We start from the raw sequence: 17029 nt of genomic DNA on the forward strand, positions 1-17029 counted from the left end.
CTACTGTCCGACCCCCGCGCTCGGGCGTGTCGCGCTGTGCGACGCACCCGTGCACACGCACCTACCCGGTGCGGGGCCGTTGGGAAGTGATCTCCTGCGAGGCATCTCGCTCGGACCACGACGTTTGCCGAGCCTGCTCGGAACAGTTCCGCCGGTGATGACCGCCGGTGTGTGCTCCGCGGGGCGCATTTCTGGCGTCGATACTCAGACGCAAAACCCCGCAGCCTCTCCCGGGGAGAGGACCGCCCAGCCAACTCGGTGGCTGCGGCTTCGCACACTGTTCGACACAAGAAAGAGCGCGCCCGTAACAGGCAACTGCTCAAGTCTGCCATATGATTCCGCGGAATTCCAAGCGGGACCGGTGTGATATGGCACGCGCACGACGAAGGGCCCGGACGCCGAGGCGTCCGGACCCCTGTCGATGAGCCGTCAGGCCAGGATCACTTGAGGATCTTGGTGACGCGGCCGGAACCGACCGTGCGGCCACCCTCGCGGATGGCGAAGCCGAGGCCCTCTTCCATGGCGATCGGCTGGATCAGCTCGACCGTCATCTCGGTGTTGTCGCCCGGCATGACCATCTCGGTGCCCTCGGGCAGCTGGATGACGCCGGTGACGTCCGTGGTGCGGAAGTAGAACTGCGGGCGGTAGTTCGAGAAGAACGGGTTGTGACGGCCACCCTCGTCCTTGCCCAGGATGTAGACCTGAGCCTCGAAGTTGGTGTGCGGCGTGATCGAACCCGGCTTCACGACGACCTGGCCACGCTCGACGTCCTCGCGCTTGGTACCGCGCAGCAGCAGACCGGTGTTGTCGCCGGCCTGCGCCTGGTCCATCTGCTTGTGGAACGTCTCGATACCGGTGACCGTGGTCTTCTGCGGCTCGCGGATACCCACGATCTCGACCTCGGAGTTGATGTCGAGCTTGCCGCGCTCCACCTTGCCGGTGACGACGGTGCCACGACCGGTGATCGTGAAGACGTCCTCGATCGGCATCAGGAACGGCTTGTCCAGGTCGCGCTGCGGCTCCGGGACGTTCTCGTCGACAGCTTCCATCAGCTCGACGATCTTCGCGGTCCACTCGGGGTCACCCTCGAGGGCCTTGAGGCCGGAAACGCGCACCACGGGCACGTCGTCGCCGGGGAACTCCTGCGACGACAGCAGCTCGCGGACCTCCATCTCGACGAGCTCGAGGAGCTCCTCGTCCTCGACCATGTCGGCCTTGTTGAGCGCGACCAGCAGGTAGGGCACGCCCACCTGGCGGGCGAGCAGCACGTGCTCACGCGTCTGCGCCATCGGACCGTCGGTCGCGGCGACCACCAGGATCGCGCCGTCCATCTGGGCGGCACCGGTGATCATGTTCTTGATGTAGTCGGCGTGACCGGGAGCGTCGACGTGCGCGTAGTGGCGCTTCGGCGTCTCGTACTCGATGTGCGCGATGTTGATCGTGATACCGCGCTGCTTCTCCTCCGGCGCGGCGTCGATCTCGTCGAAGTTGCGCTGCGTGTTCGCCGGCAGGTCCGGGAACTTGTCGGCGAGCGTCTTCGAGATCGCGGCGGTCAGCGTCGTCTTGCCGTGGTCGACGTGACCGATCGTGCCGATGTTGACGTGCGGCTTGGTCCGCTCGAACTTGGCCTTAGCCACTTGGGTCCTCCTGGGACTTGGGTAGATGTTCCGAACGTTGCGGATGTCGGCGAGAGCCTACAACCGCGGGGCGTCGGGCTTCCTACAGGTTGGTTGTACGGTTCGACCTGTGGGGACTCACTCGCCCCGGGTCTTCTTGATGATCTCGTCGGCAACCGCGCGGGGAACCTCCGCGTAGCTGTCGAACTGCATCGAGTACACGGCACGCCCCTGGGTCTTCGACCGAAGGTCACCGATGTACCCGAACATCTCGCTCAACGGTACGGCGGCCCGAACGACCTTGACACCGGTGGCGTCTTCCATGGACTGGATCATCCCACGACGCGAGTTCAGGTCACCGATCACGTCGCCCATGTACTCCTCGGGCGTCCGGACCTCGACGGCCATGACGGGCTCGAGCAGCACCGGGTCGGCGCGCTTCACGCCCTCCTTGAACACCATCGAGCCGGCGATCTTGAATGCCATCTCGGAGGAGTCGACGTCGTGGTACGCGCCGTCGAGCAGCGTCGCCTTGACACCGACCACGGGGAACCCGGCCAGCACGCCCTGTTCCATGGCGGACTGGATGCCCGCGTCGACGGACGGGATGTACTCGCGCGGGATACGCCCACCGGTCACCGCGTTGGAGAACTCGTAGAGCTCACCCTCCGTGGTCTCCAGCGGCTCGAAGGTCACCTGGACCTTCGCGAACTGGCCCGAGCCACCCGTCTGCTTCTTGTGCGTGTAGTCGATCTTCTCCGCCTTGCGACGGATCGTCTCGCGATACGCCACCTGCGGCTTACCGACGTTCGCCTCGACCTTGAACTCCCGGCGCATCCGGTCGACCATGATGTCGAGGTGGAGTTCGCCCATACCGCCGATGACGGTCTGGCCGGTCTCCTCGTCCAGCGAGATGCGATACGTCGGGTCCTCTTCGAGGAGCTTCTGGATCGCCGTGGACATCTTCTCCTGGTCGGCCTTCGTCTTCGGCTCGATCGCCACGTCGATGACGGGCTCCGGGAAGGACATCGACTCCAGGATGACCTGGTTGCTCGGGTCGCTCAGGGTGTCACCGGTGGTGACGTCCTTCAGCCCGATGAACGCGTAGATGTGACCGGCCTGCGCTTCCTCGACCGGGTTCTCCTTGTTGGAATGCATCTGGAACATCTTCCCGATGCGTTCCTTCTTGCCCTTGGTGGTGTTCTGCACCTGAGCGCCCTGGCTGGCCTTGCCGGAGTACACGCGCACGTAGGTGAGCTTGCCGAAGAACGGGTGCGTCGCGACCTTGAACGCCAGGCCCGCGAAGGGCTCGGTGGCGTCCGCGTGCCGCTCGATGACCTTCTCCGCGTCCTTGGTGTCGTGGCCCTCGATGGAGGGCACGTCGAGCGGGGACGGCAGGTAGTCGATCACCGCGTCGAGCATGGGCTGGACGCCCTTGTTCTTGTACGCGGAGCCGCACAGCACCGGGAACGCCGCCGAGGAGATGACCAGCTTGCGGATGCCCGCCTTGATCTCTTCCTTGGTCAGCGCCTCGCCGCCGAGGTACTTCTCCATCAGGTCGTCGTCCGCCTCGGCGACGGCCTCGACCAGTTCCTCGCGGTACTGCTCGGCCTTCTCCTGGAGGTCGGCCGGGATCTCCTCGACCTCGTACTCCTCGCCCATCTTCGTGTCGCCACGCCAGGTGAGCGCCTTCATCTCGACGAGGTCGACGACGCCCTCGAAGTCGTTCTCCGCGCCGATCGGCAGCTGGATCACGAGCGGCTTCGCCTTGAGGCGCTCCACGATGGTCTTCACGGTGAAGTAGAAGTCCGCACCGAGCTTGTCCATCTTGTTGACGAAGCAGATGCGCGGGACGTCGTACTTGTCGGCCTGGCGCCACACCGTCTCGGACTGCGGCTCCACACCTTCCTTGCCGTCGAACACCGCGACGGCACCGTCGAGCACGCGGAGCGAGCGCTCCACCTCGACCGTGAAGTCGACGTGGCCGGGCGTGTCGATGATGTTGATCTGGTTGTTCTTCCAGTAGCACGTCGTCGCGGCGGACGTGATCGTGATGCCGCGCTCCTGCTCCTGGGCCATCCAGTCCATCGTCGAGGCGCCGTCGTGCGTCTCACCGATCTTGTAGTTCACACCCGTGTAGAACAGGATGCGCTCAGTCGTAGTGGTCTTGCCGGCATCGATGTGGGCCATGATGCCGATGTTGCGGACCTTTTTCAGGTCGGTCAGCACGTCGAGTGCCACGGTCTCTTACCCCTCTGTGGGTCTGGTCCGGGATCCGGATCCACCGAAGGCCCCGGTGGTGACCGGGGCCGTCGGAGCAATTATTACCAGCGGTAGTGCGCGAAGGCCTTGTTGGAGTCGGCCATCTTGTGCATGTCCTCGCGGCGCTTGACCGCGGCACCGAGACCGTTCGAGGCATCGAGGATCTCGTTCATCAGACGCTCGGTCATCGTCTTCTCGCGGCGAGCCCGGGAGAAGTCGGTGAGCCAGCGGAGCGCGAGCGTCGTGGAGCGTGAGGGGCGCACCTCGACCGGCACCTGGTAGGTGGCGCCACCGACGCGGCGGGAACGCACCTCGAGCGCGGGGCGGACGTTGTCGAGCGCGCGCTTCAGCACGACGACCGGGTCCTGGTCCGTCTTGCTGCGGACACCCTCGAGGGCGCCGTACACGATCGCCTCGGCGGTGGACTTCTTGCCGTCCAGCAGCACCTTGTTGATCAGCTGCGTGACGACCGGGGACCCGTAGACCGGGTCGACGATGAGCGGCCGCTTCGGGGCCGGTCCCTTGCGGGGCATCAGCTCTTCTCCTTCTTGGCGCCGTAGCGGGAGCGCGCCTGCTGGCGGCCCTTCACGCCCTGCGTGTCGAGGGCGCCGCGGATGATCTTGTAACGAACACCCGGGAGGTCCTTCACACGGCCGCCGCGCACGAGCACGATCGAGTGCTCCTGCAGGTTGTGGCCGACACCGGGGATGTACGCGGTGACCTCGATGCCGGTGGAGAGCTTCACGCGCGCGACCTTGCGGAGCGCGGAGTTCGGCTTCTTGGGGGTGGTGGTGTACACACGGGTGCACACGCCGCGCCGCTGGGGGGAACCCTTGAGGGCCGGGGTCTTCGACTTCCCGGCCTTGGAGCTCCGGCCCTTGCGGACGAGCTGCTGGATCGTAGGCACTACGTCTCCGTCGTCTCTCGAGCTGGTGGTGCCGGCGGGTGCCGCCGACGCCCTTCGTTGGTCTGTGGCTGGTGCGTGCCGATCGCACGCGGCACCCGCGGCCCTGACGGGTCCGCAACGCCACCTACCACCGGCTCGATGGCCCGGTCGGTCTCACCGGCAGCGCAGAACCCTGCGGGAGATTTCTCCGGGATGCCTGCGCACTCACATCGGCCGCTTCCGCCCGATCGCGACGAGGCGATCCGCAGAACTGTGCGGCCAGACGGCGCTGGCACGTTGAACAAGGCTACCTGCGGCCTCGCGGGCGGTCAAAACGAAATGACTGTGAGATCCATGACCTCAGATGCCCGACGGCGGCCGCGGGAACGTTCCGTACGAAACGTTCCCACGACCGCCGTCGGACAGTGGCATCGCCGATCAGCGGAAGTCGCCGAAGTCCAGGTCCTCCAGCGGGATCGCCTCGCCCGAGCCCATACCGAGCGTCGGGAAGTCGATGTCGTCGTACCCGAAGCTCGGGTACAGCTCCGCCTTGGCCTGCTCCGTCGGCTCGACCTCCACGTTCCGGTAGCGGGCGAGGCCCGTGCCGGAGGGGATGAGCTTACCGATGATGACGTTCTCCTTGAGGCCGAGCAGCGGGTCACGCCGGCCGCTCATCGAAGCCTCGGTGAGCACGCGGGTGGTCTCCTGGAAGGAGGCCGCCGAGAGCCACGAGTCGGTGGCGAGCGACGCCTTGGTGATACCCATGAGCTCCGGACGGCCGGCAGCCGGCTGGCCGCCCTCCGCCACCGCCTTGCGGTTCGCGTCCTCGAAGCGCATGCGCTCGGCGAGTTCGCCCGGCAGGAGCTCGGAGTCACCCGAGTCCAGCACGGTCACGCGGCGCAGCATCTGCCGCACGATGACCTCGATGTGCTTGTCGTGGATGTCCACACCCTGCGAGCGGTAGGTCTCCTGGACCTGCTCCACCAGGTGGCTCTGCGTGGCACGCGGGCCGAGGATGCGCAGCACCTTCTTCGGGTCGACGGCGCCCTTGACGAACTGGGTACCGACCGCCACGTGGTCGCCGTCGTGCACGAGCAGTGTCGCGCGCTTGGTGACCGGGTACTTGATCTCCTCCGCGCCGTCGTCCGGCTTGAGGACGATGTGCCGTGTCCGCTCCGTGTCCTCGATCTCGATCGTGCCGGTGAACTCGGCGATCGGCGCCTCACCCTTCGGGGTACGGGCCTCGAAGAGCTCGGTGACACGCGGCAGACCCTGCGTGATGTCCTCCGCGGCCGCCACACCACCGGTGTGGAAGGTACGCATCGTGAGCTGGGTACCCGGCTCACCGATCGACTGCGCCGCGATGATGCCGACGGCCTCGCCGATGTCCACGAGCTTGCCCGTGGCCAGGGAGCGGCCGTAGCACTTGGCGCAGGCGCCCACGCGGGACTCGCAGGTGAGCACCGAACGCACCTTGACGTCCGCGACACCCGCCGCGACGACGGCCGCGATGGCCACGTCGCCGCAGTCCTCTCCGGCGCCGGCCACGACGTTCCCGTCCGCGTCGAGGATGTCGGTCGCGAACGTGCGTCCGTAGACGCTCGTCTCCACCAGCGGGTGCGGAACCAGCGAACCGTCGTCGAGCTTCTCGGCGACCGGGTGGGTGAGGCCGCGCTGGGTACCGCAGTCCTCCTCGCGGATGATCACGTCCTGCGAGACGTCCACCAGGCGACGGGTCAGGTAACCCGAGTCCGCCGTACGCAGCGCCGTGTCCGCGAGACCCTTTCGCGCACCGTGCGTCGCGATGAAGTACTCGAGGACGGACAGGCCCTCACGGTAGTTGGACTTGATCGGGCGAGGAATGATCTCGCCCTTCGGGTTCGCCACGAGGCCGCGCATACCGGCGATCTGACGCACCTGCATCCAGTTACCACGGGCGCCCGAGCCCACCATGCGGAGCACGGTGTTGCGCGAGTCCGACTCGAGGTTCTCCCGCATGACCTGCGCGACCTTGTCCGTCGCCTGCGTCCACAGCTCGATGAGCTCCTGGCGACGCTCGTCGTCGGTGATCAGACCGCGCTCGAACTGCTGCTGCACCTTCAGGGCGCGGGCCTCGTGGTCGTCGAGGATCTGAGCCTTCGCCTCCGGCGCGGCCACGTCGCTGATCGCGATCGTGACGCCCGAACGCGTGGCCCAGTAGTAGCCGGCGTCCTTCAGCGCGTCCAGCGCCGCGGCGACCTCGACCTTCGGGTAGCGCTCCGCCAGGTCGTTGACGATCGCCGAGAGGCGCTTCTTGTCGGCCACACCGTTCTCGTACGGGTAGTCGACCGGCAGCGTCTCGTTGAACAGGTAACGGCCGAGCGTCGTCTCGAACAGGATCGGCTGGCCTTCTTCCCAGCCCTCCGGGGTCTCGAAGCCCTTCGGCGGCACCAGGTCGTCGATACGCAGCTTGATCTTGGCGTTGATGTCCAGCTGGTGGCGGTCGAAGGCCATCAGGGCCTCGGCCACCGACGCGAACGCCCGGCCCTCGCCGACCGCGTCCGGACGGTCGCTCGTCAGGTGGTGCAGACCGATGATCATGTCCTGCGAGGGCATGGTCACCGGGCGGCCGTCCGACGGCTTGAGGATGTTGTTGCTGGACAGCATGAGGATGCGGGCCTCGGCCTGCGCCTCGGCGCTCAGCGGCAGGTGGACCGCCATCTGGTCGCCGTCGAAGTCGGCGTTGAACGCCGCGCACACGAGCGGGTGCAGGTGGATGGCCTTACCCTCGACGAGCTGCGGCTCGAACGCCTGGATGCCCAGGCGGTGCAGCGTCGGCGCACGGTTCAGCAGCACCGGGTGCTCGGTGATGACCTCTTCGAGCACGTCCCACACGACCGGGCGCGTGCGCTCGACCATGCGCTTGGCGCTCTTGATGTTCTGCGCGTGGTTGAGCTCCACGAGCCGCTTCATGACGAACGGCTTGAACAGCTCGAGCGCCATCTGCTTCGGCAGGCCGCACTGGTGCAGCTTGAGCTGCGGGCCGACCACGATGACCGAACGGCCCGAGTAGTCGACGCGCTTGCCGAGCAGGTTCTGGCGGAACCGGCCCTGCTTGCCCTTGAGCATGTCGGAGATCGACTTCAGCGGACGGTTGCCGGGACCCGTGACGGGCCGGCCACGACGGCCGTTGTCGAACAGCGAGTCCACGGCCTCCTGGAGCATCCGCTTCTCGTTGTTGACGATGATCTCCGGCGCGCCGAGGTCCAGCAGCCGCTTGAGGCGGTTGTTCCGGTTGATCACGCGGCGGTAGAGGTCGTTCAGGTCCGACGTCGCGAAGCGGCCACCGTCGAGCTGCACCATCGGGCGCAGGTCCGGCGGGATGACCGGGACGGCGTCGAGCACCATCGCCGTCGGCGAGTTGGTCGTGGTGAGGAACGCGTTGACGACCTTCAGGCGCTTGAGCGCACGCGTCTTGCGCTGGCCCTTACCGGTGCGGATGGTCTCCTTCAGCGACTCCGCCTCGGCCTCCAGGTCGAAGGTCTCCAGGCGCTTCTGGATCGCCGCCGCGCCCATGGCGCCCTCGAAGTAGGTGCCGTAGCGGTCCTGCAGGGCGCGGTACAGCATCTCGTCGCCCTCGAGGTCCGCGACCTTGAGGTTCTTGAAGCGGTCCCAGACCTGCTCCAGGCGGTCCAGCTCCTGGTCCGCCCGCTTGCGCAGCTGAGCCATCTCGCGCTCGGCGGAGTCGCGGACCTTGCGGCGCGCGTCGGCCTTGGCGCCCTCGGCCTCCAGCTCGGCGAGATCCTGCTCGAGCTTGGTGGCCCGGGTGTTGATCTCGTTGTCCCTGCGGTCCGTGATCTCCTTCTTCTCGAGGTCGATCTCGTTCTGCAGGTTGGGCAGGTCCTCCTGGCGCGCCTCGTCGTCGACCGCCGTGATCATGTACGCGGCGAAGTAGATGACCTTCTCGAGGTCCTTCGGCGCGAGATCCAGCAGGTAGCCAAGGCGCGAGGGCACACCCTTGAAGAACCAGATGTGCGTGACGGGAGCGGCGAGCTCGATGTGGGCCATGCGCTCACGGCGCACCTTGGAGCGCGTGACCTCCACGCCGCAGCGCTCGCAGATGATGCCCTTGAAGCGCACGCGCTTGTACTTGCCGCAGTAGCACTCCCAGTCCCGGGTGGGGCCGAAGATCTTCTCGCAGAAGAGCCCGTCCTTCTCCGGCTTCAGGGTGCGGTAGTTGATGGTCTCGGGCTTCTTGACCTCGCCGTGCGACCAGGCGCGGATGTTGTCGGCCGTGGCGAGGCCGATGCGCAGCTCGTCGAAGATGTTGACGTCGAGCAAGGTGTCCTACTTCCTCAAAGCGTTCTCGAAAAATCCTGGTGATCCGGGACGAGCCCGGTTTCAGATCTCGTCGACGGTGGACGCCGAGTTCGGGCGCCGGGACAGGTCGATCCCGAGCTCCTCCGCGGCGCGGTACACCTCGTCGTCGGACTCCTTCATCTCGATGGCGGCGCCGTCGCTGGACAGCACCTCCACGTTCAGGCAGAGCGACTGCATCTCCTTCAGGAGCACCTTGAAGGACTCCGGGATACCCGAGTCGGGGATGTTCTCGCCCTTGACGATGGCCTCGTAGACCTTGACGCGCCCGGGGACGTCGTCGGACTTGATGGTGAGCAGCTCCTGCAGCGTGTAGGCGGCGCCGTACGCCTCCAGGGCCCAGACCTCCATCTCGCCGAAACGCTGACCGCCGAACTGCGCCTTACCACCCAGCGGCTGCTGCGTGATCATCGAGTACGGACCGGTCGAGCGGGCGTGGATCTTGTCGTCCACCAGGTGGTGGAGCTTCAGGATGTACATGTAGCCGGTCGAGATCGGCTCCGGGAACGGCTCGCCGGAGCGGCCGTCGAACAGCCGCGCCTTGCCATCCGGACCGACCATGCGCTCGCCGTCGCGGTTCGGCCGGGTCGTGGCGATGAGGCCACGCAGCGCGTCCTCCTGCAGACCGTCGAACACCGGGGTGGCGACCGGGGTACCCGCATCGCTCGACCGCGCGATCTGGGGCACGTTGTCGAGCCACTCGGCCTTCGGGTCCTCGGCGTCGGCGACGTCCCACCCCTGCTTGGCGACCCACCCGAGGTGTGTCTCCAGGACCTGGCCCACGTTCATACGACCGGGCACGCCCAGCGGGTTCAGGATCACGTCGACGGGCGTGCCGTCCTCGAGGAACGGCATGTCCTCGACCGGCAGGATCTTCGAGATGACGCCCTTGTTGCCGTGGCGGCCGGCCAGCTTGTCACCGACGGTGATCTTGCGGCGGTTCGCGATGTAGACACGCACCAGCTGGTTCACACCGGCGGGCAGCTCGTCGCCGTCCTCCCGGTTGAACTCGCGCACCGCGATGACCGTGCCGGACTCGCCGTGGGGCACCTTGAGGGAGGTGTCGCGCACCTCGCGGGCCTTTTCGCCGAAGATCGCGCGCAGCAGACGCTCCTCCGGGGTGAGCTCGGTCTCGCCCTTCGGGGTGACCTTGCCGACCAGGATGTCGCCGGCGCCGACCTCGGCACCGATGCGGACGATGCCACGCTCGTCGAGGTCACCCAGGACCTCCTCGGAGACGTTCGGGATGTCCCGCGTGATCTCCTCCGGACCGAGCTTCGTGTCGCGCGCGTCGACCTCGTGCTCCTCGATGTGGATCGAGGACAGGACGTCGTCCTCCACGAGCCGCTGGCTCAGGATGATCGCGTCCTCGTAGTTGTGGCCCTCCCACGACATAAACGCCACGAGGAGGTTCTTGCCCAGGGCGAGCTCGCCCTCGTCGGTGGCCGGGCCGTCCGCAAGGACCGAACCGACCTCGACGCGCTGCCCCTCGTCCACGAGCACCCGCTGGTTGTAGCTGGTGCCCTGGTTCGAGCGGATGAACTTGTGCACGCGGTAGGAACCGGTGGTGCCGTCGTCGTTCGCGACCAGGACCAGGTCGGCGGACACCTCGGTGACCACACCGGGCTTGGTCGCCACGATCACGTCGCCCGCGTCGATGGCGGCACGGCGCTCCATGCCCGTACCGACCACCGGCATCTCCGAGCGGACCAGCGGCACCGCCTGGCGCTGCATGTTGGCGCCCATGAGGGCGCGGTTCGCGTCGTCGTGCTCGAGGAACGGGATCAGCGCGGTGGCGACCGACACCATCTGACGCGGCGAGACGTCCATGTAGTCGACATCGGTGGCCGGGACGTCGTTGGTCTCGCCGCCCTTGGTGCGGACCAGGACGCGGTCCGTCTCGAAGGCGCCGTCCGCGGTCAGCGACGTGTTCGCCTGCGCGATGACGTGGCGGTCCTCGTCGTCGGACGTCAGGTACTCGACCTCGTCCGTGACGCGGCCGTTCACCACCTTGCGGTACGGCGTCTCGATGAAGCCGAACGGGTTGATGCGGCCGAACGACGCGAGCGAGCCGATCAGACCGATGTTCGGGCCTTCCGGCGTCTCGATCGGGCACATGCGGCCGTAGTGCGACGGGTGGACGTCACGGACCTCCATGCCGGCGCGGTCGCGCGAGAGACCGCCCGGACCGAGCGCGGACAGGCGGCGCTTGTGCGTCAGGCCGGCCAGCGGGTTGTTCTGGTCCATGAACTGCGACAGCTGGGACGTACCGAAGAACTCGCGGATCGACGCCACGACCGGCCGGATGTTGATCAGCGTCTGCGGCGTGATGGCCTCGACGTCCTGCGTGGTCATACGCTCACGCACGACGCGCTCCATGCGGGACAGGCCCGTACGGACCTGGTTCTGGATGAGCTCGCCCACGGCGCGGATGCGGCGGTTGCCGAAGTGGTCGATGTCGTCCGTCTCGACGCGGATGTCGACCGGCTCGCCGTTGCGCAGACCACCGATGGTTTCCACGTCGGCGTGCAGTGCGGCGAGGTACTTGATCGTCGCGACGATGTCGCTCACGGACAGCGTCGAGTCGGCCAGCGGGGCGTCCGTACCGACCTTCTTGCCGAGCTTGTACCGGCCGACCTTCGCCAGGTCGTACCGCTTCGGGTTGAAGTAGAAGTTCTCCAGCAGCGTGCGACCGGCCTCGACCGTCGGCGGCTCGCCCGGGCGGATCTTGCGGTACAGGTCGACGAGGGCCTCGTCCTCGGTGTGGACGTGGTCCTTCTCCAGCGTGTCCAGCACCGACGGGAAGTCCGCGAACTCCTCGCGGATCTGCGCCTCGCTCACGCCGAGCGCCTTCAGGAGCACCGTAACCGGCTGCTTGCGCTTGCGGTCGACGCGCACGCCGACGGCGTCGCGCTTGTCGATCTCGAACTCCAGCCACGCACCACGCGACGGGATCATCTTCGCGGAGAAGACGTCCTTGTCGCTGGTCTTGTCCGGGGTGCGCTCGAAGTACACGCCGGGACTGCGCACGAGCTGCGAGACGACGACGCGCTCGGTGCCGTTGATGATGAACGTGCCGCGCGCGGTCATGAGCGGGAAATCACCCATGAAAACGGTCTGGCTCTTGATCTCACCGGTCGTGTAGTTCACGAACTCCGCGGTCACGAACAACGGGGCCGCAAACGTGAAGTCCTTCTCCTTGCATTCGTCCGCCGAGTACTTCGGCGGCTCGAAGCGGTGGTTGGAGAACGACAGGGACATCGACTGGCCGAAATCCTCGATCGGCGAGATCTCCTCGAAGATCTCTTCCAGGCCGGAGGCCTCCGGGACGTCGTTCCGGCCGCCGGCCTTCGCCGCGGCGACCCGGGCCTGCCAGTCGGCATTGCCGAGCAGCCAGTCGAAGCTCTCGGTCTGCAGACCGAGCAGATCGGGGACTTCGAGCGGTTCGTGGATCTTGGCGAAAGAGACGCGGCGGGAGGCGGTACGGTTCGCGATGGCGTCGGCGGACGGTGCTGAAGGGGTGCGCGAGGCAGCCAAGAGGGGTCCTTCCCTGCAGTACGGGGTGAACGCTGTACGCTCGGGTGCGGCAGGAAGCTCGGCCGGCTTCACCGGTGGTCCGTGGACACCCCGTCCAGGGGTTTGACCAGGTCATTCGGGAAGCAGTGTGGCGGCGTCGAGGGCACACGCGGGCGCAAAGCGCTAGCATACCTATTCACTTCAAGTATGTCTACTCGTCGCCTGTCGCGCACGCCGAATCAAGGCGGATCCGGAAATTGGTGCGCATCCGCACCGACACGACAAGACGGCACGAGGCCCGCACCCGGAGTACCGGGGTGCGGGCCTCGTGTTCCTGATGGCGACCGCCCGACGACGGCGCGGGGCCGCGCCGGACGATCACCTTGCCCGAGACGGGCAGAGGTCACGCGACCTCGTGGCTCACTTGAGCTCGACGGTGGCGCCGGCGCCCTCGAGGGCAGCCTTGGCCTTCTCCGCGTCTTCCTTGCTGGCGCCCTCGAGGACCGCCTTCGGCGCGCTGTCCACCAGGTCCTTGGCCTCCTTCAGGCCGAGGGACGTGAGGGCGCGCACCTCCTTGATGACGCCGATCTTCTTGTCGCCGGCAGCCGTGAGGACGACGTCGAACTCCGACTTCTCCTCCTCGGCGGGGGCAGCACCGTCGCCGCCGGCAGGGGCGGCAACGGCCACGGCGGCCGGGGCCGCGGCGGTGACGTCGAACTTCTCCTCGAAGGCCTTCACGAACTCGGAGAGCTCGATGAGCGTGAGCTCCTCGAAGGCGGACAGGAGCTCGTCGGTGCTGAGCTTCGCCATGGTGGCGTTCCTTTCACTTCAGCGCTTCGCGGGCAGTGCCCGCCAGAAGCAGGGGTTTGTGTTCCGAGCACCACCGCGTCACGCGGCGGCACCCTCCGAGTCCTGCTTCTCACGCAGGGCATCGATGATGCGGGCGACCTGAGTGGGCTTGGCGGTGAACGCGTACGCCGCACGGGTCAGCGTGGCCTTCAGCCCGCCGGCCACCCTGGCCAGCAGAACCTCGCGGGACTCGAGGTCCGCGAGCTTCGTGATCTCCGCGGCGGTCAGGGCGTTCCCCTCGAGGACACCGCCCTTGATGACCAGTGCGGGGTTCGCCTTGGCGAAGTCACGCAGACCCTTCGCAGCCTCGACCGGGTCCCCGGTCACGAATGCGATGGCGGACGGGCCCTTCAGGCTGGCGTCGAGACCCTCGACACCGGCCTCCTTGGCCGCGATCCCCGTCAGCGTGTTCTTCACCACGGCGTAGGTTGCGTTGCCGCTGAGCGACCGGCGCAGATCCTTGAGCTGCGCAACGGTGAGCCCGCGGTACTCGGTCAGCACGGCCGCGTTGGACTCGCGGAACTTGTCCGCGATCTCCGCGACGGCGGCTGCCTTGTCCGGCCTCGCCATGGCAATCCTTCCGGTGGTGGTACCGCCGTCCCCCGGGCATGAGCCCGGAGCTTCCCACGACACGAAAAGAGCCCCGGCGCAGGCGCACGGGGCTCGGAACACATGCGACCCCGAAGGGCCGGACGGATCGTCGTCGTTCACCTGCGCAGGCCTCCGCGTGTCAGCGGACTTCGGCCCTCTGCTCCCCGTTCCCGGGCAGCGTCGGACGACCGGCGGTCTGTGGTTACCTGTCAAGAGTACACGAGGCGCGTGCCGAGGGCCGCGGTGTGCGCGTGCGCCTCGCCACAGTCGGCGTCCCGCGCTCGTCGATCCCGGACGTGTCCGGGCTCCGCCGGCGCGGCTTGCCGCGGCCCGAAGCCCCGCGCCGGTCGCCGGTCGCCGGTCGCCGGTCAGAGCGATTCCAGGGCCGCGAAGCAGACCAGGGGGACCGGACGGTCCGCCTCCGCGCAGGCCGCCGCAAGCGCCGCCTCCGGGTCGTCCGTGGCCCGGAGGTGGGCATGGAAGCGGGGCATGACCTGGGCGGCGAGGGCATCGGGGAGAGGCGCCACCGCCGCGATGACGGCCCGCGCACCGAGCCGGAGCAAGACGGAGGTGAGGCCCAGCACCTCTCCCCCGACCACCTCGGAGGAGCCGCCGACCTCACATGCTGCCAGCACCACCACGGTCCCGGGGAGTCGCATTCCGTCGAGTTCGTGGGCGAACAGGGGGCCGTCGGCCAGCTCGATCGAGGCGAAGAGCGGGTTGTCGGCGTCGTGCCGGCCGTGGGCGGCGAGATGGACGACGTCGTGCGTGGCGAGCGCCTCACGGACCGCGGTGGTGGTCGCCGAGTCTCCCGTGAGAACGGTCGCGCCCGGCCATTCCTCGCCGACCGCGAAGGCCTCGCCGGAGCCGTGTGCGACGCCGGGTCCGGCGGCCGCGAGCAGGCGGTGGCGAGCTCCGGGACGCGCGCCCCGGCGGCCGCGCGCCACGTGGGAGTTGACCGACGTGCGCTGTCCCTGCCGGGACGGCAGCGCTGCCCACGGAATGCCGAGCAGGGGTTCGCGCGCCACGATGTGCAGGTCGCCGTCGGCTCCCAGGGGGGCGAGGACGGCGTCGTCCAGCTTCTTGAGGGAGCGGTCGAGGGACGCCTGCGCGGCCGCGCGCAGGGGTGGGGGGATGTGCTCGTTGGCGGCGACCGCGATGTCGGCCCGGACGCGGCGCACGCGCTCCTCGACGCCGCCGGGCTCGCCGAGTTCGAGGAGCGCAGCGCCGTCCTTGTCGACCCGGACGGCGCGGAGCCGTCCCGCGAGGACGGCGAAGTTGGCGACGACGGCGGTGCCGTCGAGCGCCCGCACGGTCTCGCGCGCGGTGACGGGCTGGTCGACCTCGGCGTCCCCGGCGTGCAGCCAGGAGCGTTCGCGCACCTGGTTCTGGAGGACTCCGGCACGCCGGGTGAGATCCTCCCGCTCGGCGGCGTGGTCCCCGTCGGTGCGCAGCTCTCGCGCGCGCCCGAGCAGACCGCGGGCCTCGGCGAGGAGTTCGGCGGCGGCGGGATCGTCGGGCGGGGTGACGCGGCCGGCACCGGCGAAGGTGGAGCGGCCGCGTTCCAGCGCGTCGAAGAACGCCTGGGCCCTTCCCGTCTCCAGCGCAGCTCCGACGTCCACGAGCTGGAGGTCGACGCCGTGCACGGCGGCTGCCGTCACCGATTCGACGGCGCCGAGCCGTGACCGGTGCTCGCGCAGGAGCCCGAAGCCCTGGCGCACGGCTCGGAGCCCCCTGGACCGGTTGTGCTCGGCGAAGGCGAGCTGGGCCGCCACGACGAGGCGTTGGATCCGGTAGGTCAGGGGGGTGCCTGGGCCGTCCCTGCCGACGACGTCGAACACCCGGCGGGCCTGGACGATGTCACCGGCGAGAACGAGCCAGCGGGCGGCGACGAGACGGGCGGCGTGGCCCGGGTGATACCCCAGGAACGAGCCGGTCCCGTCCCCTTTTCGCGCGACGGTGAGCGCGGCCTGGGCCCGGCGTCGGGCGACCGTGGGGGTGGGGGTCTCGAACCGGGTGGCGGCGAGCTCCGCCTCCAGCTCCAGAACCTGCGCGAGCGCCGCCATCGAAGGATTCCCGGCGTCGGCGAACCTGCGGCTGGCCCGCCGCGCCGTCCGGCGTGCCTCGTCGTACTGGCGGAGTCCGAGCAGGCAGCGGGCGTGAAACCATTCGGCCTCGGCGTGGTCGGCGCGCCATCCCACTCTGGCGAGTTGCTCGACAGCCGTCCGCAGGAGACGTTCGGCGTCCAGGAGCAGTCCGCTGTCGAAGAGCACCTCGGCACGTGCGAGGAGCGGGATCCCGTCGTCCCGGTCGGGTGTGAGGTCGTGGGACTGCTCCATCGACGCCAGCGCGCCAGGCAGGTCCCCCATGGCGTACAAGGCGTACCCGATGTTGCCCAGCGCGAACGAGGTGGACATGACGTTCCCTGCCTGAGCCGCGTGTTCGTAGGACTCCTGGTAGTCGCGCAGGGCGGCCTCGAACATGCCGAGCTCGCTGTGCGCGTTCCCCCGGTTCAGGAGCAGGATCGCCCGCTCCTCGTCCTCGAGCAGGTCGGCGTTCTCGAAGGCCTCGGAGAAGTGGTCGAGCGCGGAACGCGTGCTGCCGGTGCGGATCAGCAGGACCCCCCGTTGCAGCTGGACCAAGGTGCCGAGAGACGTGTCGGCCGACCCCTCGGCGAACTCCTCGGCCCGGGAGCACAGCCTCATCGCGTCGTCGAGCGAGTCGGTCCGCATGAGCACCGAGTTCGACAACCCCAGGTGGCCGCGCACGGCGAGGCCGTCCCACATCTGTCGCTGATCCGGGCTGAGGGACTCGACGGCGATCGCCTCGATCTCGTCGAGCACGCGACGGAACGCGGACTCCCCGGCGGCCCATCGCGCTCGTTTGTTCAGCTCGCGCGCCCCTTTGATCCGGGACGCGAGCGACTGCAGATGTGAGTCGTCCACCGTCATGG

At 68.2% G+C, this 17029-nt stretch carries 9 protein-coding genes; all 9 read right to left on the reverse strand.

From position 1 onward, the window contains the following. Positions 1-440 precede the first annotated feature (440 nt). The 9 genes from tuf to EDD34_RS17725 all read right to left on the reverse strand — a co-directional run bounded on the left by tuf (position 441) and on the right by EDD34_RS17725 (position 17027). A complete protein-coding gene (gene tuf / locus EDD34_RS17685) occupies positions 441-1637 on the reverse strand; it encodes an elongation factor Tu (RefSeq protein ID WP_123815738.1) in 1197 nt (398 codons plus the stop codon). A 117-nt stretch (positions 1638-1754) separates the two neighbouring features. Beyond that, complete coding sequence (fusA, locus tag EDD34_RS17690) at positions 1755-3857, reverse strand: elongation factor G (protein WP_123815739.1); 2103 nt, start codon at positions 3855-3857, stop codon at positions 1755-1757. Between the two features lie 83 nt (positions 3858-3940). Then, positions 3941-4411: a 30S ribosomal protein S7 gene (rpsG, locus tag EDD34_RS17695; protein ID WP_123815740.1), complete on the reverse strand. Its 471-nt coding sequence runs from the start codon at positions 4409-4411 to the stop codon at positions 3941-3943. Continuing rightward, positions 4411-4785, reverse strand: coding sequence for a 30S ribosomal protein S12 (gene rpsL / locus EDD34_RS17700; RefSeq protein WP_123815741.1), 375 nt, complete (start codon positions 4783-4785; stop codon positions 4411-4413). The genes rpsG and rpsL overlap by 1 nt, the downstream gene beginning before the upstream one ends. 417 nt (positions 4786-5202) lie before the next feature. Further along, a complete protein-coding gene (locus EDD34_RS17705) occupies positions 5203-9084 on the reverse strand; it encodes a DNA-directed RNA polymerase subunit beta' (protein ID WP_123815742.1) in 3882 nt (1293 codons plus the stop codon). A 60-nt stretch (positions 9085-9144) separates the two neighbouring features. Beyond that, positions 9145-12657 carry a DNA-directed RNA polymerase subunit beta gene (gene rpoB / locus EDD34_RS17710; RefSeq protein ID WP_123815743.1) on the reverse strand — a complete coding sequence of 1171 codons (3513 nt, stop codon included), beginning with the start codon at positions 12655-12657 and terminating at the stop codon, positions 9145-9147. 399 nt (positions 12658-13056) lie between these two features. Further along, positions 13057-13446: a 50S ribosomal protein L7/L12 gene (gene rplL, locus EDD34_RS17715; protein ID WP_123815744.1), complete on the reverse strand. Its 390-nt coding sequence runs from the start codon at positions 13444-13446 to the stop codon at positions 13057-13059. 78 nt (positions 13447-13524) lie between these two features. Further along, positions 13525-14055: a 50S ribosomal protein L10 gene (gene rplJ, locus EDD34_RS17720; RefSeq protein ID WP_123815745.1), complete on the reverse strand. Its 531-nt coding sequence runs from the start codon at positions 14053-14055 to the stop codon at positions 13525-13527. A 389-nt stretch (positions 14056-14444) separates the two neighbouring features. Next, on the reverse strand, positions 14445-17027 hold the full coding sequence (locus EDD34_RS17725) for a CHAT domain-containing protein (protein WP_123815746.1): 2583 nt from the start codon (positions 17025-17027) through the stop codon (positions 14445-14447). Positions 17028-17029 lie beyond the last annotated feature (2 nt).

This window comes from Myceligenerans xiligouense (genome assembly GCF_003814695.1).
Taxonomy (GTDB): domain Bacteria; phylum Actinomycetota; class Actinomycetes; order Actinomycetales; family Cellulomonadaceae; genus Myceligenerans; species Myceligenerans xiligouense.

Coding starts and splice junctions, on each gene's coding strand:
- rpsG (WP_123815740.1), bottom strand. CDS start 4,411: ATGCCCCGCAAGGGACCGGCCCCGAAGCGGCCGCTCATCGTCGACCCG.
- rplL (WP_123815744.1), bottom strand. CDS start 13,446: ATGGCGAAGCTCAGCACCGACGAGCTCCTGTCCGCCTTCGAGGAGCTC.
- rplJ (WP_123815745.1), bottom strand. CDS start 14,055: ATGGCGAGGCCGGACAAGGCAGCCGCCGTCGCGGAGATCGCGGACAAG.
- EDD34_RS17725 (WP_123815746.1), bottom strand. CDS start 17,027: ATGACGGTGGACGACTCACATCTGCAGTCGCTCGCGTCCCGGATCAAA.